We start from the raw sequence: 19,765 nt of genomic DNA, 5'->3' as shown, positions 1-19,765 counted from the left end.
CCCCGCGGGCCGGGGCACCGGCCGCACGGATCCGGCCCGGGACCCGGCCGGACGGGACGTCGTGGCCCGGACCGGGTCTGCCCGCGCGGCGGGCCGGGCAGACCCCTCCCGGGCCGGCAGCGGGGGCGGGCCCCGCGCCACGCAGCACGGGGGTGCCGGCGTGTCTCGACAGGTGACGCGGTGCCCCCGCCGGTGCGCGGACACCGCCGCGGCGGGCCGGGGGCCCTTCCCGTTCCGGCAGTTCATCGTCAAGGTGCACGGCCGGTGCAACCTGGCCTGCCGCTACTGCTACCTCTACGAGGGCCCCGACCGGACCTGGCGCGCCCGCCCGGCCTCCGCCCCGGCCGCCGTACTGGACCGCACCGCCGACCGGATCGCCGAACACGCGGCGGCCCACGCGCTGCGCGACATCGCACTCGTCCTGCACGGCGGCGAGCCGCTCCTCGCGGGTGCGGGCCGCCTCGCCGCCCTCGCCGACCGCGTCCGTGAGCTCACCCCGGCGGACTGTTCCGTGCACGCCACCGTGCAGACCAACGCGACCCTGCTCACCGACGCCCGTGTGAGCGTGCTCGCCCGGCACGGCATCAGCGTCGGCATCAGCCTCGACGGCGGCCTGGCCGCCCACAACGCCCTGCGCGTCGACCACGCCGGACGCCCCTCCTGGCCCGCCGCGTCACGCGGCGCCCGGCTCCTCGCCGGCCGCCACCCCGACGCGTACGCGGGCATCCTCACCGTCGTCGACCCCCGCACCGATCCGGTCGAGACGTACGAGTCGCTGCTGTCCCTGCGCCCGCCGTCACTGGACCTGCTGCTGCCGCACGGCAACTGGACGAACCCCCCACCGGGCCTGCCCCCCACCGGAACGCCCCGCACCGCTCCCGTCCCCGGCCCGAACCGGCCGACCCCGTACGGCGACTGGCTCGCCACCGTCTTCGACCGCTGGTGGCGGGCCGGGCGGCGCGAGACCAGGGTCCGGCTGTTCGAGGAGTGCGTGGCCCTGCTGCTGGGCCTGCCCGCCGCCACCGAGTCCCTCGGCCTCGACCCCGTCGACGCGATCGTGGTCGAGACCGACGGGACGATCGAGCAGGTCGACTCCCTCAAGTCGGCCTACGACACCGCCGCAGCCACCGGTCTCGACGTCTTCCGCCACACCTTCGACGACGCCCTGCGCCACCCCGGTGTCGTCGCGCGGCAGGCGGGCGCCGAGGCGCTCGCCCCCGCCTGCCGTGCCTGCCCGCTGCTGACCGTCTGCGGCGGCGGCCACTACGCACACCGCTACCGGGCGGACAACGGCTTCGCCAACCCGTCCGTCTACTGTGCCGATCTCGAACGGCTGGTGCGCCACATCGCGGACCGGCTGTCCGAAGCGACCGCAGGAGCACACCGATGAGCCCGCCACTCCCGGACCACGCCTTGCGTCGGCTCGGCCGCACGGAAGGCGGCCCTGGCGCTCTCCACGCCCTCGCACGCGACCAGGACACCCGCCGGCTGCTCCTCGTGCGCGCCCTGCTCGACGCGGCCGAGGACGCCCCCGCCGCGCTCTGCCCGCCCCGGGCCCTCGACCGGCTGCGGCAGGACTGGGCGCTGCTGGAGACGGCGGAACGCGCCGACCGGAACGCCGTGCGCGCCGTCCTGCTCCACCCCCTCACCGGCCCCTGGGCGCAACGCTGCCTGCGCGGCCTCTCCGCCCCCGCGACCGACGCCCCCGTCCCCGGCGCCGGGCTCCGGGCCGACCTCGACCACTTGAGCGCCCTGGCCGCCGCGGCCGCGATCCGTTCCGCAACCGCGTTCACGACCCGGCTCACCGCCCACGACGGACTCCTGTCGCTGCCCACCCTGGGCGCTCTGCGCACCCCGTCCGGCCTGGTCGAACTCGCCTTCGCACGCGATGAACTGACTTTGCGTCACACCTCCTGGCGTGCGCCTCTCACCGTCCATGTGCACCACGACGCGACGACCGGCGCGGCCGACCCGCGCTGGCTTCCGGTGCTCGCCCTGCCTCCCGTACGGCCCGGCGCCGCTCCCGTGCCCCTGGACGACGTCGACCCGTACCGCACCGACGACAGCGGGCTCCGGCACCACGGGCTGCGCGCCGCGCCCCACCTCGACGACCACGAGCGCAAGGCATGGGCCGAGTCCTGGTCGCGGGTGCCGTCCCTGCTCCGCATGGGCGGCGAACACCGGCTGACCGAGACGGCCGTGCTGCTGCGCTGTCTGGTGCCGCTCGGCCGGCCGCCCGGATCCGGGCCCGCGGGCGGGAGCGCGGCACACTGCAGCGCCACCCGCCGCGAGGCGTTCGGGGCGGTCCTCAGCAGCAGACCGGCCGACCCCGCCCGGTTCGCCGCCACTCTCGTCCACGAACTCCAGCACACCAAACTGTCCGCGCTCGCCGCGCTCGCACCGCTGCACCACGAGGACGCGACACCGCGCCACTTCGCCCCCTGGCGCCCCGATCCCAGGCCCTTCGACGGCCTCCTCCAGGGCGCCTACTCGCACCTCGCGCTCGCCGACCACTGGCAGCGGCTCGCGCTCGGGGCCCGCCGTGTCACCCACCGGGACCTCGCCTGGACCGAACACGCCCGCTGCCGCGAACAGGTCGGAGCCGTACTGCCGGTGCTGGCCGGATCGGCGGCGCTGACCCGTGAGGGCCGGGTGCTCGTCGACGAGATGATCGCGCTCTACCACCGACTGGACGATTGTCCGCCCCCCGCGGGTCATTCGGCGCGCGCAGAGGCGTACGTGGCCACCGCCAAGGTGATATGGCAGCAGAGGAACGGCCCGCGTCATCCGCGGGAGTCACCGTGAATTCCGGCCGGGGCGCTCTGGCCCCGGTGTATGTTGACAGGTCCTGTACCGAGGCAGGGAGATGGTTGAATGCCCGCAACGGGTAATGGAGTTGGGGCGATCGGCGCGCAGACCGTCACCATCAGTTTCGCCGGTTTCAACCGCGCCTGGGCGGCGTGGATCGCGGACCGTCTGGAGCGGCGTGGCGTCATCGTCGTCCAACAACGCTGGGACCCCCCGGTGGAAGCGGCACTGGAGGAGTCGCTGCGGGATCTGACGCTGTCGCGCGGCGACGTCCTGCTGATCCTCAGCGACTGGTACTTCCAGCTGGGCCCCCGCAGCACCGCGGAGTGGAACAGGGCCCTGCGCGAGGTCGTCGCGCCGGACCCCGACCGCTTCGCCGCCGTGCGCGTGACCACGTCCGCGCTGCCCGGCGCCACGTCCGTCTTCGGAGCGGCCGATCTGACCAACGTCGGCGCCGACGAGGCCGAACGACGGCTCCTCGTACGCCTGGGACTGCCCACCGCCCCGCTGCCGGACGCGGTCGAGGCCAGGCCCGGGCCGCGGTATCCGGCGGACACCCCGGAGGTGTGGGGCGGGGTGCCGCGGCGCAACACCCGGTTCACCGGCCGCGACGAACTCCTCAGCAGGACGTACCAGACCCTCCAGGACGCCGGGCCCGGCGCCGGGGTCGTGGCCCTGCACGGGATGCCGGGCGTCGGCAAGACCCAACTGGCCGCGGAGTACGTCTACCGCTTCAGCTCCGAGTACGACGCCGTCTGGTGGGTGCCCGCCGACCGCCGCGCCCTCTACCGCCAGAAACTCGCCGAACTCGCCCCCGAACTGGGCCTGTCCACGGGCGCCGAGTACGGCGAACGGCTGCGCGCGGTACGCGACGCCCTGCGCCGCGGCGAACCGCACTCCCACTGGCTCCTCGTCCTGGACGGCGCCGACGAACCCGAACACATCTGGGACCTGGTGCCGACCGGCCCCGGCCACGTCCTGATCACCTCCCGCAACCGGGAGTGGCGCGAGCACAACAGCAACCTGATCGGGGTCCCCGTCTACGCCCGCGACGAGTCGGTCGCCTTCATCCGCCGACGCGCCCCGCGGCTGACCCGGGCCGAGGCCGGCCGGCTCGCCGAGGCACTGGAGGACCTGCCGCTCCTCCTCGACCAGACCGCCGGCTGGCTCAACGAATCCGACATGTCGGTGGAGGAGTACATCGGACTCCTCGAAGGCGGCATCGACCAGGACGTCGTCAAGGTCTCCGCGGACTTTCCGCTCGCCTTCCAGACCGCCTGGTCGATACTGCTGAACAAGCTCAGGGACACCGTCCCGGAGTCCGTCGACCTGCTGCGCCTGTGCAGCTTCTTCGCACCGGGCTCCATCCCCGTACGGCTGCTGAGGGAGATGCCGCCCGGCGAACTGCCGGAACAGATCTCCGGACTGATGAACGACCCGCTGCTGTGGAACAGGGCGATCGCCCAGCTCCGCCAGTACTCCGTGGTCCGCCTGGAGTCCCACGAGACGGCCGGTGAGGAGGCGTCGTCCGGCGAAGCCCTCTACATGCACCGCATGGTCCACCAGATCATCGGCAAGGACATGCCGGAGAGCGACCGCCGGGAGTTCATCGACGTGGTCCGCCGGGCCCTCGCCGCAGCCGACCCCGGCCGCCCCACCGACACCCGGCTGTGGCCCGCCTACGCCGAGATCACCCCGCACCTGAAGTGGGCCGACGTGCTCAGGAGCACCGACTCCTCGGTGCAGACCCTGGTGCTCAACTGCCTGCGCTACATGTACCTCTCCGGGGAGTACCGGGCCGGGATCAAGCTCGGCGCGCGCGCCATGGAGGCCTGGCGGGAACTCCTCGGCGAGGACCACCCCAGGCTCTGGGACCTCCGGTACCACTACGCCAACCTGTTGCGGGCCGTCGGAGAGTACGCCGAGACGGAGGCCATCGAGCGGGCCGCGGTCGACCACCTGCGCGCCGAACGCGGCCCCAGGGACCTGGAACATCTCCGCGCCGCCGGGGGGCTCGCCGCCGACCTGCGCGGACTGGGACGGTACGACGAGGCCATGGAGATCTCCGGCTGGATCCTCGGCGCCTACCGCGAACTCCTGGGCGACCAGGACTCGCGCACCCTCAACGCGCAGAACAACCTGGCCGTCTCGCTGCGTCTGCTGGGCCGGTACGAGGAGTCGCTGGAGCTCAACCGGCACACCCTGGACGCCCGGCGCCGGCTGCTGCGCCCGCGCCACAGCTGGACGCTCTACTCGGAGATCAACTACGCCACCGACCTGCGGCTGCTCGGCCGGTACGGCGAAGCCCTGTCGCTCCAGAACCAGAGCGTCCGGGTGCACCGGCTGGTCATGGGGGCCGACAACCCGCAGACCCTGCGCGCCGAACACAACCTCGCGCTCAGCCAGTACCGTTCGGGAGACCGCGGCAGGGCCGGCGAACTCTTCACCCGGGTGCTGGAACGGGCCGAACGCGTCCTGGGCGAGAACGACCCGCTGACGATGATGTTCGCGGCCGGCCAGAGCTTCTTCGCCCGCGAGCACGCCGACATCGACCAGGCCAGGGCCATAAGCGCCCGGGTCGTCACCGGATACGTGGCCATGCTCGGCGACCAGCACCCCTACGTGGCGGGGACCCGGGCCAACCACGCGCTGATCCTGCGCAACGTGGGCGAGCGGGACCACGCGCACGCGCTCCTGGAGGAGGCGCTCGCCGGCATGACCCGGGCCGTGGGGGAGAACCACCCCTGGACACTGGGCTGCGCGATCAACGCCTCGGCGCTGCGCAATCTGGTGGGGGACCCGGAGTCCGCCGCCGCCCTCACGGAAACGGTCGTCGCCCGGGCCGTCGAGGTCCTCGGCCGGACGCATCCGCTGACCCTGTCCGCCCGGATCGCCCACGCCGCGGACCTGCGCGGCCTGCGGGAACGGCAGCGGGCGGACAAGATCGAGACGGAGGCGCTGGGAGACCTGGAGACCACCCTGGGCGCCCAGCACGTCCACACGGTCTCGGCCCGCTCCCGCAACCGCCCGTACTGGGACTTCGAACCCCAGATGATCTGAACCGCGAGCCGGTGCGGCACCGGGCTCGTCCGCGTACCCGCCGAGAGCCCGCACACGCCGGGGGCCCGGTCCCGCGATCGACTCGCGGGACCGGGCCCCTCGTGCGTGCTTCAGAGCCTGTCGGGTGACCTCTGACCGGGCGATCGAAGGTCACCCGACAGGCTCTCAGCCGGTCAGGCCTCGAAGACCTCGGCGATCAGCTGCGCCTGCTCGGCCTGGTGGCGCTTGGCCGAGCCGACCGCCGGGGAGGAGCTGTGCGGCCGCGAGATGCGGCGCAGGCGCTCACCGTGCGGGACGTCGGCACCGACGGCCAGGTCCAGGTGGTCGATCAGGTTCAGGGCGATGAACGGCCAGGCACCCTGGTTGGCCGGCTCCTCCTGCGTCCAGAGGTACTTCTCGGCGTTCGGGTACTTGGCGATCTCGGCCTGGAGCTCGGCACCCGGCAGCGGGTACAGGCGCTCCAGGCGGATGAACGCGACGTCCGTGGCGCCGCGCTTCGCGCGCTCGGCCTCCAGGTCGTAGTAGACCTTGCCGGCGCAGAAGACGACCTTGCGGACGTCCTCCGGCTTCACCGTGTCGTCGCCGATCACCGGGCGGAAGCCGCCGGTGGTGAACTCCTCCGCCTTCGACGCGGCCGCCTTGAGGCGGAGCATCGACTTCGGGGTGAAGACGACCAGCGGCTTGTGGTGCGGGTTGTGCGCCTGCCACCGCAGGAGGTGGAAGTAGTTCGACGGCAGGGTCGGCATGGCGACCGTCATGTTGTTCTGCGCGCACAGCTGGAGGAAGCGCTCCGGGCGGGCGGACGAGTGGTCCGGGCCCTGGCCCTCGTAGCCGTGCGGCAGCAGCAGCGTGACGCCGGAGGTCTGGCCCCACTTCTGCTCGGCCGAGGAGATGAACTCGTCGACGACGGTCTGGGCGCCGTTGGCGAAGTCACCGAACTGGGCCTCCCAGATGACCAGCGACTCCGGGCGGGTCAGCGAGTAGCCGTACTCGAAGCCCATCGCCGCGTACTCGCTGAGCAGCGAGTCGTAGACGTTGTAACGGGCCTGGTCGTCGGAGAGGTAGAGCAGCGGGGTGTAGTCCTCGCCGGTCACCTGATCGACGAGGACCGCGTGACGCTGGCCGAAGGTGCCGCGGCGGGAGTCCTGGCCGGCGAGCCGGACCGGGGTGCCCTCCATCAGCAGCGAACCGATGGCAAGGGTCTCGCCCATGCCCCAGTCGATCGTGCCGTTCTCCACCGAGGCGGCGCGGCGCTGCATCTGCGGGAGCAGACGCGGGTGGACGGTGATCCGCTCGGGGATGTTGACCTGGGACTCCGCGATGACCTTCACGACCTCCGAGGAGACCGCGGTGTTCACGGCGACCGGGAACTCGGGCCGGGCCTCGGTGGTGTGCGCCGGGGCCGGGAGCGAGGTGGCCTCGCGGACCTCCGCGAAGACCTTCTCCAGCTGGCCCTGGAAGTCCTGGAGCGCCTGCTCGGCCTCTTCCAGGGTGATGTCGCCGCGACCGATGAGGGACTCGGTGTAGAGCTTGCGCACCGAGCGCTTCTTGTCGATCAGGGTGTACATCTGCGGGTTGGTGAACTCCGGGTTGTCGCCCTCGTTGTGACCGCGGCGGCGGTAGCAGATGAGGTCGATCACGACGTCCTTGTTGAACGCCTGCCGGAACTCGAAGGCCAGCCGGGCGACCCGGACCACGGCCTCGGGGTCGTCGCCGTTGACGTGGATGATCGGCGCCTCGATCATGCGGGCCACGTCCGTGGCGTACATCGAGGAGCGCGAGGACTCCGGGGCGGCGGTGAAGCCGACCTGGTTGTTGATCACCACGTGCACGGTGCCGCCGGTGCGGTAGCCGCGCAGCTGCGACATGTTGAGCGTCTCGGCGACGACGCCCTGGCCCGCGAAGGCCGCGTCGCCGTGGAGCGCGATGGGCAGGACCGTGAAGTCCGTGCCGCCCTTGTTGATGACGTCCTGCTTGGCGCGGACGATGCCTTCCAGGACCGGGTCCACCGCCTCCAGGTGCGAGGGGTTGGCGGCCAGCGAGACCTTGATCTGCTCGCCGTCCAGACCGGTGAAGGTGCCCTCGGCGCCCAGGTGGTACTTCACGTCGCCGGAGCCGTGCATCGACCGGGGGTCGAGGTTGCCCTCGAACTCGCGGAAGATCTGCGCGTACGACTTGCCGACGATGTTCGCCAGCACGTTCAGCCGGCCGCGGTGGGCCATGCCGATGACGACCTCGTCGAGGCGGGCCTCGGCGGCGGAGTCGATGACCGCGTCGAGCAGCGGGATGACGGACTCGCCGCCCTCCAGCGAGAACCGCTTCTGGCCGACGTACTTGGTCTGCAGGAACGTCTCGAACGCCTCGGCGGCGTTCAGCCGGCGCAGGATGCGCAGCTGCTCCTCGCGCTCCGGCTGCGGGGTGCTCGTGCGCTCGACCCGGTCCTGGATCCACTTGCGCTGCTTCGGGTCCTGGATGTGCATGAACTCGATGCCGGTGGTGCGGCAGTACGACTCGCGCAGCACACCGAGGATGTCGCGGAGCTTCATCAGCGACTTGCCGGCGAAACCGCCGACCGCGAAGTCCCGCTCCAGGTCCCACAGGGTGAGGCCGTGCTCGGTGATGTCCAGGTCGGGGTGCTTGCGCTGGCGGTACTCCAGCGGGTCGGTGTCGGCCATGACGTGGCCGCGGACCCGGTAGGAGTGGATCAGCTCGAAGACCCGCGCCGCCTTGGTCACGTCGTTGTCGTGCGAGGCGTCGATGTCCTTGAGCCAGCGCACCGGCTCGTAGGGGATGCGCAGCGACTTGAAGATCTCGTCGTAGAAGTCGTTCTCGCCGAGCAGCAGCTGGGAGACGATGCGCAGGAACTCGCCGGACGCGGCACCCTGGATGACGCGGTGGTCGTACGTCGAGGTCAGGGTCATGACCTTGGAGATGCCCAGCTTGTTCAGGGTGTCCTGGGAGGTGCCCTGGAACTCGGCGGGGTACTCCATGGCCCCGACGCCCATGATGAGGCCCTGTCCGGGCATCAGGCGGGGCACCGAGTGGACGGTGCCGATGCCGCCGGGGTTGGTCAGCGAGGCGGTGACGCCGGTGAAGTCGTCCATGCCGAGCTTGCCGCTGCGGGCGCGGCGGACGATGTCCTCGTACGCCTGCCAGAACTCGAAGAAGTTGAGCGTCTCGGCCTTCTTGATGGCCGCGACGACCAGCTGGCGGTCGCCGTTCGGCTTGACCAGGTCGATGGCCAGACCGAGGTTGACGTGCTCCGGCTTGACCAGGGTCGGCTTGCCGTCCTTCACCGTGAAGGAGTGGTTCATCGACGGCATGGCCTTGAGGGCCTGCACCATCGCGTAGCCGATCAGGTGCGTGAAGGAGATCTTCCCGCCCCGGGCGCGCTTGAGGTGGTTGTTGATGACGATGCGGTTGTCGAAGAGCAGCTTGACCGGGACCGCGCGCACGGACGTGGCCGTCGGCAGCTCCAGCGAGGCGTTCATGTTCTTCGCGACGGCGGCCGAGGGACCGCGCAGCGTCACGTACTCCGGGCCCTCGGCGGCCTCGGTGGCCGGCGCGGCGGCGGGCTTGGCCGGGACGGGGGCCTTCGCGGCGGGGGCCGGGGCGGCCTTCACCGGTGCGGCGGGCGCGGCCGGGGCGGTCGGCGCGGGCGCCGGGGCCGCGGGTGCGGGGGCCGTCGGAGCCTTCGCGGCGGGAGCCGGGGCGGGGGCGGCCTGGGGTGCGGCGGCCGGTGCGGCGGTGGCCGGGGTGCCGGGAACGGGCTTGTCCGCCGTGCCGGACGCCCCCGGCTTGTAGTCGGCGAAGAAGTCCCACCAGGCACGATCGACCGAATTCGGGTCCTGGAGGTACTGCTGGTAGATCTCGTCGACGAGCCACTCGTTGGGGCCGAAAGCGGCAGCCGGGTCGGTACCCGGGGCGGCTTGATCGGTCGAGATGCTCGAGTTACTGGGGGACTGAGACGACACGGCGGCAACCGCCCTCTTCCGCTTCACAAGGTGATGGACAGCGGAAATCAAGGCTACGCCTCCCGGGCCGTTCCATGCAGGCCGGGCCGCCCTTCGTCGCGCAAGTCACATCGAAAGGCGGGTTTCGGCGCAGGGATTGGCGGGAAACAAGCCTGGTTCCGCTGCACTACGGGTACGCGGGACCGCGGCTACGGCCCCCCTGGACCGTACCCCTGAAAGCGAGCACGCAGAACGTGCCCTTCCGGTTCGAACCCTATGTCAACCTCGCGATTGCGGTACCCCCGGAAGAGTGACGCGGATGCGGCAACCGCGAGCGGATTCGGCCACGCCGATGCGTCCGCCGTGCAGATCCACCGCCCAGCGGGCGATCGCCAGGCCCAGCCCCGTACCGCCGTCGCTGCCGGGACCGTGCGGGGAGGACACCTCGCCGCGGTTGAAACGCTCGAAGACGCGGTACCGCTCCGACTCCGGAATGCCCGGTCCCTCGTCCAGCACCTCCAGGTGCAGGGACTCCGGCCCGTCCCCGCGCCGGGCCAGCACCTGGACCCGGCCGTGCGGCGGGCTGTGCTTGACAGCGTTGTCGATCAGATTGGCCACCACCTGGTGCAGCCGTTCCGTGTCCGCGTACGCGGTCAGCTCGGGCGGCGACACGTCCAGCGCCAGGGCCACGTCCTTGCGGCTGTGGTTCCCCGAACCGGAGGACAGGTGGCGGTGGGCGGCGGCGAAGTTGTTCGCCTCCTTCAGCACCCCCGACAGGTACGGCCACACCTCGAAGCGGCTCGCCTTCAGCGTCACCACCCCGTTGTCCAGCCGGGACAGGTCCAGCAGCGTCTCCACCAGCCTGCCGAGCCGCTCGGTCTGCTTCAGCGCCGTCCGCATCGTCTCCGGATCGGCCGAGGACACCCCGTCCACGACGTTCTCCAGCACCGCCCGCAACGCCGCGATCGGCGTGCGCAGCTCGTGCGACACGTTCGCCACCAGCTCCTTGCGGTGCCGGTCCACGGCCTCCAGGTCGTCCGCCATGCGGTTGATCGTCTGGGCCAGGTCGCCGAGCTCGTCGCGCCGGTCGGCGCCGCTCACCCGTCTGGTGTAGTCGCCGTGCGAGATCGACCGGGCCACGGTCGTCATCTCGTCCAGCGGCGCCGTCAGGCCGTGCGCCACGAACTGCGTGATCAACAGGGTCGCGATCACCGAGAACACCGTGATGAACCGCAGCTCGGTCCTGGTCCGCAGGGCCACCATCAGCAGCCCGGTGGTGATGAACACCGAGACCACCACGAGCGTGCCCAGCTTGGCCTTGATCGAGAAGGGGCGCAGTCCGGAACCGGGCCGGGAGGTGCCGGGCCGGGCCGATCCGGACCGGGTCGAACCGGGCCGGGTCATGGGACCGGGGTCTCCAGCGCGTAGCCGACGCCGTGCACGGTACGGATCCGCTCCGCGCCGATCTTCCGGCGCAGCGCCTTGATGTGGCTGTCGACGGTACGGGTGCCGGAGGCGTCCGCCCAGTCCCAGACCTCGGCCAGCAGCTGCTCGCGGGAGAGCACGGCCCGCGGCGTGTTCGCCAGGCAGACCAGCAGGTCGAACTCGGTCGGCGTGAGGTGGACGTCCTCGGCGCGCACCCGGACCCGGCGCTGCGCGTGGTCGATCTCCAGCTCGCCCAGCCGCAGGATGCCGCTGCGCGGCGTGACCGCGGCCAGCGCCGCCCGCTCGACCCGGCGCAGCAGGACGTGCACCCGGGCCGCGAGCTCGCGCATCGAGAACGGCTTGGTCATGTAGTCGTCGGCGCCGACGCCCAGCCCGACCAGCATGTCGGTCTCGTCGTCCCTGGCGGTCAGCATCAGCACCGGCACCGGCCGCTGTGCCTGCACCCGGCGGCAGACCTCCAGGCCGTCGAAGCCGGGGAGCATGATGTCGAGGACCATCAGATCGGGCTGCCACGCCTCGGCCGCGTCCACGGCCGCGGGCCCGTCGAGTGCCGTCTGTACCAGAAAGCCCTCGGCCCGCAGCCGGGCGGAAATGGCTTCGACGATCGTGGCGTCGTCCTCGACCACCAGCACCCGGCGCTGAGCGCCCGGGGTGGCGGCGACGCCGTTGTGGGTGGTGTGTGTCTGTTCCATCGCCCCGCCCCTGCCCGTCCTCAGGGGGGCCATTCCCCCGGACGCGCGGTCTTCGCTTGTGGATTTCATGGGTGATCCCGTCACCGGTCAGCAGCGTAAGGGCAGCGGGCTGTTCTCGGCTACGCAGGGTGTATCAGCCGAGGCGCGGCGGAGTGGCGGAGTGTCGGCCTTGTGGCGCTTGGCCCCCGGGTGTCCGGAGGTCGGGCGGGGCCGGTGGGCTTCCTCAGGCTGTCCGGATCGCGAGATGCACCACGTCGGGAACACCTCGGGCAACGCGGACCTCTTCCGTACGTACACCGCTGAATCCGGCATTCCGCAGGGCCTGTTCGAAGTCGGCGGACGGCTGGGCGGACCACACCGCGAGAACCCCGCCCGGTGTCAGCCGCTCCCGGCAGTCCGCCAGACCGGCGGGGGAGTACAGGCTCGTGTTGTCCTCGGTGACCGTCCAGTCCGGCCCGTTGTCGATGTCCAGGCACAGCGCGTCATAACGGTCCGTAGTCGTCCGCAGGTACGCGACGAGGTCCCGTGTCAGGATCTCGGTGCGCGGATCGGCGAGCGCCGCGCCGGAGATCCGGGCCAGCGGACCCTCCAGGTGCCAGTCCACGATCGCCTGTTCCCGCTCGACGACGGCGATCCGTCCCCACCGGGGTTCGGTGGCGGCCCGGACGAGTGAGAAGCCGACACCGAGCCCGCCGATGAGCACCGCCGGGTGCGGGCGGTCGTCGGGCAGCGCGGCCAGCGCCGCGTCGATCAGCAGCCGCTCGGAGCGCCCGTCGGAGGTGTCCATGAGGAAGCACCCGTTGGCGATGATCTCGAAGTCGTCCCCACGTCCTCGCAGCACCACCTCGCCGTACGGGCCTTCGCGGCGGTCGAGCGTGACGGGGGTGTGGGCGTCGGGGCCGATGCTGTCGGGCATGGTGCGGATCTCCGATGGCGGACGGACGGGTCACCGCCATCCTGGCCGGTCGGCACGGTCCGCGGCCAACCGGCCTCCGGTCCCGTGTCCGGGGTGTCGCCGTGCCGCTCCGGGGTAGCGTGCACTGTCGGACAGGTCGGAGGGATGTGTTCCGGTTGTCTGCGGGCCGGGCCGGGTGCGACGCCTGTCCGCGGGCCGGGCCATGACGGTACGGGGCGATCGCGGAGGGTGGGACGTTGCCGGCGTTGTCTCGGGGGCGGAACGGAGAAGGGCCGCACGCGGCGCGCGGGACGACGGACGGCGCGGCGCACGGGGCGAGGAGCCGGGCCGGGGAGCGGGGCGCGGCGCCGCTGCTCGACGGCATACCGCGCCAGCGCCGTACCGAGGAACCGGCGGACCGTGGGCCCGCCCGCGCCGGCGTCACCGCCCCCGCGGCCATGACCGCCTCCTCCTTCCCGGGCTCGCCGGCGTCCTTCGCGTCCGCGCCGCGCCGGGCCAGGTGGGTGCGACTGCTGCCGACCCCCACCGGCACCCCTTTCACCTTCGGGTACCTGCTGGTGCTGGCCGCCACGTCCCTCTTCATGACGTACGCCGATCCGCACACCGTCGACGAGCTCCTGAGCGCGTCGAGCACGGACGTCGCGCACCTGGGCCGGACCCCGCTGCTCGTGCTGGGCGCCAGCGCCCTGTGGGTCGTGGACGGGTTCGCCTCCCCGTACGTCCTCGGCTTCGCCTTCGTACTGACCGCCCTGGAACGCCGCATCGGCGGGTGGCGCACTGCCGGGGTGTTCCTGCTCGGCCATGTCGTGGCGACGCTCGCCACGGAGATCCCGGTCGGGCTGTCCGTGGTGGCCGGACACCTGCCGAGGTCCTCGCTGCACCGGCTCGACTACGGCATCAGCTTCGGGCTGATGGCGAGCGTCGGCGCACTCGCCGGGCTGCTCACGCCGTGGCTGCGGGCGCTGGTGCTCGGCGGTGTCGGCGCGATGCTGCTGAACGATCTCCTCCGGCTCGCCGATCCCCTGGCCGACTGGGGGCACCCGCTGGCGCTGCTGCTGGGCGTGGCCTGCTGGCCGCTCCTGCGCAGGACCGGGGGCGGGGGTGGAAGTCCGGGCTGAGTGCGCGGAAGGCGCGCGGTCCCGGAGTCGGGACGAGCGTGCGGGAGGCGCGGTCCGGGAGTCCCGGCCCGCCGCTCAGTCGTCGTCGCCGCCCCGGCCCCCGCCCCCGTGTCCGCTCTTCTGGGAGCGGCGCACCAGCTCGCCCGAGGCGAGCGTCACGTGTGCCACGCCGCGGGCCCAGCGCGGTCCGCCGCGGGCGGCCCACACGACGCACACGCATCCGCCGACGGCGAGAGCCAGGACCCCGACCAGTACCAGAACAGCCATGCTTCCCCCTGCGTATCCGTGTGGTTCCGGGATCCTCTCAGGTCGCGAAGGGCGGCTGCCGAGCGGCGTGGCACGCGGCGGCCCTGACGGACGGCGCGGCCGTGGCGGACGGCTTCCGTCTGATCGCTCACGGCGAACAGGGTCGGGGAACAATGCCGGACTCAGAAGCATTGAGTCTGCATAGCTCAACTTGACTGCCGAAGGGGAGATCATGGCTACCGAGTCCAACGCGGTCACTCCGCTCGTCCTTCCCGTGCTGCCGCTCGACGACGAGGTCGTGCTGCCCGGGATGGTGGTGCCGCTGGAGCTGTCCGACGCCGATGTGCGGGCCGCCGTGGAGGCCGCTCAGGCCGCGGCCCGTGAGAGCGGCGGCAAGCCAGAGGTGCTGCTGGTGCCCCGGATCGACGGGACGTACACCGGCACCGGTGTCATCGGCACGGTCGAGCAGGTGGGGCGGCTGTCGGACGGGGATCCGGGCGCGCTCATCCGCGGCCGGGGCCGGGTGCGGATCGGGGCCGGGACCAGCGGGCCGGGCGCCGCGCTCTGGGTGGAGGGGACACGGGTCGACGAGACCGCCCCCGATCCTTCCTCGCCCTCGTACGAGCCCGGCCGGGGAGGCATCGCTCCCGGAATCGCCGCGGAGCTGGTCAAGGAGTACAAGGCGCTCGCCACGAGCTGGCTGAGGAAGCGCGGTGCCTGGCAGGTCGTGGACCGGATCCAGCAGATCGAGGACGTCTCCGCGCTCGCCGACAACTCCGGCTACTCGCCCTTCCTCACCACCGCCCAGAAGGTGCGGCTCCTGGAGACCACGGACCCGGTCGCCCGGCTGAGGCTCGCCATCGAGTGGCTCCGTGAACACCTCGCCGAACAGGACGTCGCCGAGTCCATCGCCAAGGACGTCCAGGAGGGCGTCGACAAGCAGCAGCGCGAATTTCTGCTGCGGCGCCAGCTCGACGCCGTACGCAAGGAGCTGGCAGATCTCAACGGCGACCCGGAGGACGAGTCCGACGACTACCGGGCGCGCGTCGAGGCCGCCGACCTTCCCGAGCACGTCCGAGGGGCGGCGCTCAAGGAGGTCGACAAGCTGGAGCGCGCCTCCGACCAGAGCCCCGAGGGCTCCTGGATCCGCACCTGGCTCGACACGGTCCTCGAACTGCCGTGGACCGAGCGCACCGAGGACGCCTACGACATCCGCGGAGCCCAGGAGGTCCTGGACGCGGAGCACGCGGGCCTCCAGGACGTGAAGGAACGGATCATCGAGTACCTGGCGGTACGCAAGCGGCGCTCCGACCGCGGTCTCGGCGTCGTCGGCGGGCGGCGCGGCGGTGCCGTGCTGGCGCTGGTGGGGCCGCCGGGCGTGGGCAAGACCTCGCTCGGCGAGTCCGTCGCGCACGCCATGGGCCGGAGGTTCGTCCGCGTCGCGCTCGGCGGTGTGCGGGACGAGGCGGAGATCCGCGGCCACCGGCGCACCTACGTCGGCGCGCTGCCGGGCCGGATCGTCCGCGCGATCAAGGAGGCCGGTTCGATGAACCCGGTCGTCCTGCTCGACGAGATCGACAAGGTCGGCTCCGACTTCCGGGGCGACCCGGCCGCCGCCCTCCTCGAAGTCCTCGACCCCGCGCAGAACCACACCTTCCGCGACCACTACCTGGAGGTGGAGCTCGACCTCAGCGACGTCGTCTTCCTCGCCACGGCCAATGTCCTCGAAGCCATCCCGGAAGCCCTGCTCGACCGCATGGAACTGGTCAGGCTCGACGGATACACCGAGGACGAGAAGGTCGTCATCGCCCGCGACCACCTGCTCCCGCGCCAGTTGGAGCGGGCAGGTCTGAAGGCGGACGAGGTGACGCTCGACGAGTCCGCGCTGCGCGCGCTGGCCGGCGAGTACACCCGCGAGGCGGGCGTACGGAACCTGGAACGCGCCGTCGCCCGGCTGCTGCGCAAGGTCGCCGCCCAGCACGAACTGGGCGACCGCGAGCTGCCGTTCACCATCACCGGAGCGGATCTGCGCGGACTGATCGGACGCCCGCACCACGTGCCCGAGTCCGCCCAGGACCCGGCCGAGCGCCGCACCGCTGTGCCGGGCGTGGCCACCGGACTCGCGGTGACCGGGGCCGGCGGGGACGTGCTGTTCGTCGAGGCGTCGCTGGCGGACCCGGAGACCGGGGCGTCCGGACTGACCCTCACCGGGCAGCTCGGCGACGTGATGAAGGAGTCCGCGCAGATCGCGCTGAGTTTCCTGCGGTCGCACGGCGCGGAACTGGAACTGCCGGTCGCGGACCTCAAGGACCGCGGCGTGCACATCCACTTCCCGGCGGGCGCGGTCCCCAAGGACGGCCCGAGCGCAGGCATCACGATGACCACGGCCCTGGCCTCGCTGCTCTCCGGGCGGCTGGTCCGCACCGACGTGGCGATGACCGGCGAGGTCTCGCTGACCGGGCGGGTGCTGCCGATCGGCGGCCTGAAGCAGAAGCTGCTGGCCGCGCACCGGGCCGGGATCACCACCGTGGTGATCCCCAAGCGGAACGAGGCCGACCTGGACGACGTCCCGGCCGAGGTCCTGGACACCCTGGAGATCCACCCCGTGACGGACGTCCGCCAGGTGCTGGAGATCGCCCTCGCGCCCGCCTCGGCCGCCAGGCCCGGGGAGAGGATCCCGGCCGCGGCGTAGCCGCCACGGCGTGACGGACGTGGCGCCGCGCACGCGACCGGTACGGACGGCCCGCCTCTCCGTCACGACGGGTGGGCGGGCCGTTCCGCGCGCCCAGGGGCGGGACTTGGGGCACCCGCTCCTCGTCAGGGGCGGTAGACCGTCCCCGGGACCGGCTCGGCGGGGGCCATCAGCTGGGGGACGGTGACGAAGGTGTAGCCCCGCTCCTTCAGCGCGTCGACGATGCCCGGCACGGCGGGCACCGTTCCGTCGTAGATGTCGTGCAGCAGGATGATGCCGTCCTTGCTCGCCTGGTCCAGGATGCGCTTCTCGATCAGCGCCGAATCCGTCGTCGAGTAGTCCTTGGCGGTGGCGCTCCACAGCACCTGGGCCAGCCCCAGCTCCTTGCTGATCTCCGCGACGGTCTCGTCGGTGCGGCCCTGCGGCGGGCGCATCAGGCGCGGCTTCTTCCCGGTGATCTCCGCTATGGCGTCCTGGGTCTTCTCCAGTTCGGTCCGTATGGCGGCCGGCTTCTGCTCCGTCAGGATCCCGTGCGTCCAGGTGTGGTTGGCCACCTCGTGGCCCTCGGCGGCGAGCCTGCGCACGGTGTCCGGGTACTTCCTGACGTGGTTCTTGCCCAGCAGGAAGAAGGTCGCGTGCACCTTCTTCTCCTTGAGGATGTCGAGCAGGCGCGGAGTGTCCTTGCCCGGCCCCGCGTCGAAGGTCAGGGCTATGCATTTCGCCTTGCGGCAGTCCACCGGACCGAAGGCGCCCTTGGCGTCGGAGCCCGCGTCGGCGCGCGCGTCCGAGGGCGCGGTGGTGTCCGAGGAGCAGCCGGCCAGCGTCAGGGTGAGTGCCGTCACAAGGGCGGCGGCCAACGCCGTACCGGTCGACTTCGTCTTCAAGAACAAGGCGGGTCACTCCTCCGTAGCTCGGCCGGGCACGCGATGCGCGGCGGAACGGACTATACATATGGTGTATACACGGTATGTATACAGGGTCGGGGAGGGGCGGGGCAGTGGGAGCGGGAAAGGGCGGAGCCCCCGGTGACGGGTGGTCACCAGGGGTTCGGTCGGATGGAACGGTGCGGCATGCGGGCGCGCCGGACGGATGCGGCGGGCGCGGCTCAGCGGCTCGATGGGCCGTGCCGGTCGCGGTCTCGGCGGCTCGCGGTGGGGTCCCGCTCGCGGCGTGGGGCCCGGGTCAGCCGTTCGCGAGGGCCTGCAGACGGTCGTAGGCGCCGTTGAAGCGGTCGTGGTCGCCCACGTACGGGCCGGACGAGGTGTACTGCCACATCGTGTAGAAGCCCCAGCCGGCCGGGAGTTCACCGACCGTGGTGTTGTAGCGGGCCACCCACAGCGGGTTGGTGGCGCCGAAGCTCGCGTTGTTGCCGGTGCAGGTCGTCCACCAGCTGGTCGCGGTGTAGATGACCGCGTCGCGTCCGGTGCGCGCCTTGTACGTGTTCACGAAGTCGCGGATCCAGGACACCATGGCCGACTGGCTCTTCCCGTAGCACTGGTCGCCGTACGGGTTCCACTCGATGTCGAGCACGCCGGGCAGCGTCTTGCCGTCCCGCGACCAGCCGCCCCCGTGGTCCACGAAGTAGTTGGCCTGCGCGGCTCCGCTCGTCGTGTTCGGGGTGGCGAAGTGGTACGAGCCCCGGATCATGCCGATGTTGTACGAGCCGTTGTACTGCTGCGCGAAGTACGGGTTCGTGTAGTACGTGCCCTCGGTGGCCTTGACGTAGGCCCACTTCACGCCGCTGTTCCACAGCGTCGCCCAGTCGACGTTGCCCTGGTGGCCGCTGACGTCCACGCCTTCGGTCTGCACGGCGCGCGTGTCGCGGGGCAGTCCGCCCTGGCCGTCGTGGGCGACGACGCCCATGCCCATCGTGGCCGTGCCGCGGGCGGGCTTGCGGGCGGCGGCGTCGGGGGAGCCCGTGGCGCTCGCCGCGCCGGGCAGGGTGAGAAGGAGGGAAAGGGCTGCGAGCAGGGTCCCCGCGGCGGCGAAGCGCGAGCGGCGGGACGTTCCGGATCCGGATCTGAGCACCGGCATGTGACTGCCTCCGAGGCGTTGGTGGGGGGACGTGCTGATCCAGGGGGAGCCGGGCGCACCCCCTGCCGGCATGTCATGGTGTGAACATGCCAGACATGACGCTACGCACGTAGACCCGTGCTTCGGAAGGGGGTCTGGGCGCCGCCGGTGGTCTAGGCCTGCGAAATACTGGCCGAGCTGCGGTGATGACCGGCGGCGGAAGAAACTTTCAGCGTTGGAAAAGCTCATGAGGGGTGTTGACGTGCACGGGAGCGAAAGCGGTAGTGAACGCGGCGCGACCAGCGAAAGTGGTGTGGACCACGCATTCCTCGCTCTGGAGCGGGAGTTGGCCGTCTTCCTGCGCCGGGCGCGCGCCAACTCCGGCGAGATGGCGCGCGAGGTCCATCCCGAACTGGAGCCCGCCGCCTACGGCCTGCTCGTACGGCTGGAGTCCGCCGGGCGGCAGCGGGCCACCGACCTCGCGGCCTACTTCGGCGTCGGCAAGGCGACCGTGAGCCGTCAACTGCGCGCCCTGGAGAGCCTCGGACTGGTGGCGCGCGAGCCCGATCCGGCCGACGGGCGGGCCTCCCTGGTCCATCTCACCGACGAGGGGCTGGCCCGCTACCGCAGTGTCCGCGACGCCCGCCGTGACCGCTACGTGCGCAAGCTCGCCGACTGGGACCGGGACGAGGTCGCCGAACTGGCCCGGCTGCTGCACCACTTGAACGCCCGCGCCGAGGACTGAGCCGGGCCCGCGCCCGGCCTGCGCCCTGTTCACGCGCTGCCCCTGGCCTGTGCTCCGTTCGCCTGTCACCCCGGTC

13 protein-coding genes are annotated in these 19,765 nt (G+C 71.9%); 6 read left to right on the top strand and 7 right to left on the bottom strand.

The genetic code is table 11. The annotated features are described in order from the left end of the window. Window positions 1–172: 172 nt before the first annotated feature. The 3 genes from AB0E67_RS02125 to fxsT all read left to right on the top strand — a co-directional run bounded on the left by AB0E67_RS02125 (window position 173) and on the right by fxsT (window position 5,868). Window positions 173–1,390, top strand: a complete 1,218-nt coding sequence (locus AB0E67_RS02125; RefSeq protein WP_362021382.1) for an FxsB family cyclophane-forming radical SAM/SPASM peptide maturase — start codon at window positions 173–175, stop codon at window positions 1,388–1,390. Beyond that, entirely contained in the window at window positions 1,387–2,805 is a 1,419-nt protein-coding gene (locus tag AB0E67_RS02120; protein ID WP_362019735.1) for an HEXXH motif-containing putative peptide modification protein, read from the top strand. Before AB0E67_RS02125 ends, AB0E67_RS02120 begins: the two co-directional genes overlap by 4 nt. Before the next feature lie 69 nt (window positions 2,806–2,874). Beyond that, on the top strand, window positions 2,875–5,868 hold the full coding sequence (fxsT, locus tag AB0E67_RS02115) for an FxSxx-COOH system tetratricopeptide repeat protein (protein WP_362019732.1): 2,994 nt from the start codon (window positions 2,875–2,877) through the stop codon (window positions 5,866–5,868). A 173-nt stretch (window positions 5,869–6,041) separates the two neighbouring features. Here fxsT and AB0E67_RS02110 read toward each other — a convergent pair whose 3' ends face one another. From AB0E67_RS02110 to AB0E67_RS02095, 4 genes are all read right to left on the bottom strand, one after another. Next, the gene (locus tag AB0E67_RS02110) at window positions 6,042–9,842 is read right to left on the bottom strand and encodes a multifunctional oxoglutarate decarboxylase/oxoglutarate dehydrogenase thiamine pyrophosphate-binding subunit/dihydrolipoyllysine-residue succinyltransferase subunit (protein WP_362019729.1); all 3,801 of its coding nucleotides are present in this window, start codon (window positions 9,840–9,842) and stop codon (window positions 6,042–6,044) included. A 258-nt stretch (window positions 9,843–10,100) separates the two neighbouring features. Further along, window positions 10,101–11,225: an ATP-binding protein gene (locus AB0E67_RS02105; RefSeq protein WP_362019726.1), complete on the bottom strand. Its 1,125-nt coding sequence runs from the start codon at window positions 11,223–11,225 to the stop codon at window positions 10,101–10,103. Next, complete coding sequence (locus AB0E67_RS02100; RefSeq protein ID WP_073781918.1) at window positions 11,222–11,959, bottom strand: response regulator transcription factor; 738 nt, start codon at window positions 11,957–11,959, stop codon at window positions 11,222–11,224. The genes AB0E67_RS02105 and AB0E67_RS02100 overlap by 4 nt, the downstream gene beginning before the upstream one ends. A gap of 223 nt (window positions 11,960–12,182) precedes the next feature. After that, complete coding sequence (locus AB0E67_RS02095; RefSeq protein ID WP_362019723.1) at window positions 12,183–12,875, bottom strand: spermidine synthase; 693 nt, start codon at window positions 12,873–12,875, stop codon at window positions 12,183–12,185. Between the two features lie 236 nt (window positions 12,876–13,111). Between AB0E67_RS02095 and AB0E67_RS02090 the strand changes: the two genes are divergently transcribed. Beyond that, on the top strand, window positions 13,112–13,993 hold the full coding sequence (locus AB0E67_RS02090; RefSeq protein ID WP_362019720.1) for a rhomboid-like protein: 882 nt from the start codon (window positions 13,112–13,114) through the stop codon (window positions 13,991–13,993). A gap of 75 nt (window positions 13,994–14,068) precedes the next feature. On the opposite strand, the gene AB0E67_RS02085 is transcribed toward AB0E67_RS02090, so the two are convergent. Further along, window positions 14,069–14,260 carry a hypothetical protein gene (locus AB0E67_RS02085; RefSeq protein WP_362019717.1) on the bottom strand — a complete coding sequence of 64 codons (192 nt, stop codon included), beginning with the start codon at window positions 14,258–14,260 and terminating at the stop codon, window positions 14,069–14,071. 211 nt (window positions 14,261–14,471) lie between these two features. Here AB0E67_RS02085 and lon point away from each other — a divergent pair, with 211 nt between their 5' ends. Next, the gene (gene lon / locus AB0E67_RS02080; protein ID WP_362019714.1) at window positions 14,472–16,931 is read left to right on the top strand and encodes an endopeptidase La; all 2,460 of its coding nucleotides are present in this window, start codon (window positions 14,472–14,474) and stop codon (window positions 16,929–16,931) included. A gap of 125 nt (window positions 16,932–17,056) precedes the next feature. On the opposite strand, the gene AB0E67_RS02075 is transcribed toward lon, so the two are convergent. Then, window positions 17,057–17,821 (bottom strand): polysaccharide deacetylase family protein, encoded by a 765-nt coding sequence (locus tag AB0E67_RS02075; RefSeq protein ID WP_362019712.1) that lies wholly within the window; start codon window positions 17,819–17,821, stop codon window positions 17,057–17,059. 292 nt (window positions 17,822–18,113) lie between these two features. Further along, complete coding sequence (locus tag AB0E67_RS02070; protein ID WP_362019709.1) at window positions 18,114–18,965, bottom strand: lysozyme; 852 nt, start codon at window positions 18,963–18,965, stop codon at window positions 18,114–18,116. A gap of 241 nt (window positions 18,966–19,206) precedes the next feature. Here AB0E67_RS02070 and AB0E67_RS02065 point away from each other — a divergent pair, with 241 nt between their 5' ends. Next, the gene (locus AB0E67_RS02065; RefSeq protein ID WP_362019706.1) at window positions 19,207–19,689 is read left to right on the top strand and encodes a MarR family transcriptional regulator; all 483 of its coding nucleotides are present in this window, start codon (window positions 19,207–19,209) and stop codon (window positions 19,687–19,689) included. Window positions 19,690–19,765: the final 76 nt, after the last annotated feature.

It is taken from the genome of Streptomyces sp. NPDC032161 (genome assembly GCF_040636995.1).
Classification (GTDB): Bacteria; Actinomycetota; Actinomycetes; order Streptomycetales; family Streptomycetaceae; genus Streptomyces.
The sequence above is the reverse complement of the archived record's forward strand: the minus strand, read 5'-3'. Positions and strand labels throughout refer to the sequence as shown.

Bases quoted from the DNA above. Each gene is read 5' to 3' on its own strand.
- AB0E67_RS02085 (WP_362019717.1), bottom strand. From the start codon at position 14,260: ATGGCTGTTCTGGTACTGGTCGGGGTCCTGGCTCTCGCCGTCGGCGGA.
- lon (WP_362019714.1), top strand. From the start codon at position 14,472: ATGGCTACCGAGTCCAACGCGGTCACTCCGCTCGTCCTTCCCGTGCTG.
- AB0E67_RS02120 (WP_362019735.1), top strand. From the start codon at position 1,387: ATGAGCCCGCCACTCCCGGACCACGCCTTGCGTCGGCTCGGCCGCACG.
- AB0E67_RS02070 (WP_362019709.1), bottom strand. From the start codon at position 18,965: ATGCCGGTGCTCAGATCCGGATCCGGAACGTCCCGCCGCTCGCGCTTC.
- AB0E67_RS02100 (WP_073781918.1), bottom strand. From the start codon at position 11,959: ATGGAACAGACACACACCACCCACAACGGCGTCGCCGCCACCCCGGGC.
- AB0E67_RS02095 (WP_362019723.1), bottom strand. From the start codon at position 12,875: ATGCCCGACAGCATCGGCCCCGACGCCCACACCCCCGTCACGCTCGAC.
- fxsT (WP_362019732.1), top strand. From the start codon at position 2,875: ATGCCCGCAACGGGTAATGGAGTTGGGGCGATCGGCGCGCAGACCGTC.
- AB0E67_RS02105 (WP_362019726.1), bottom strand. From the start codon at position 11,225: ATGACCCGGCCCGGTTCGACCCGGTCCGGATCGGCCCGGCCCGGCACC.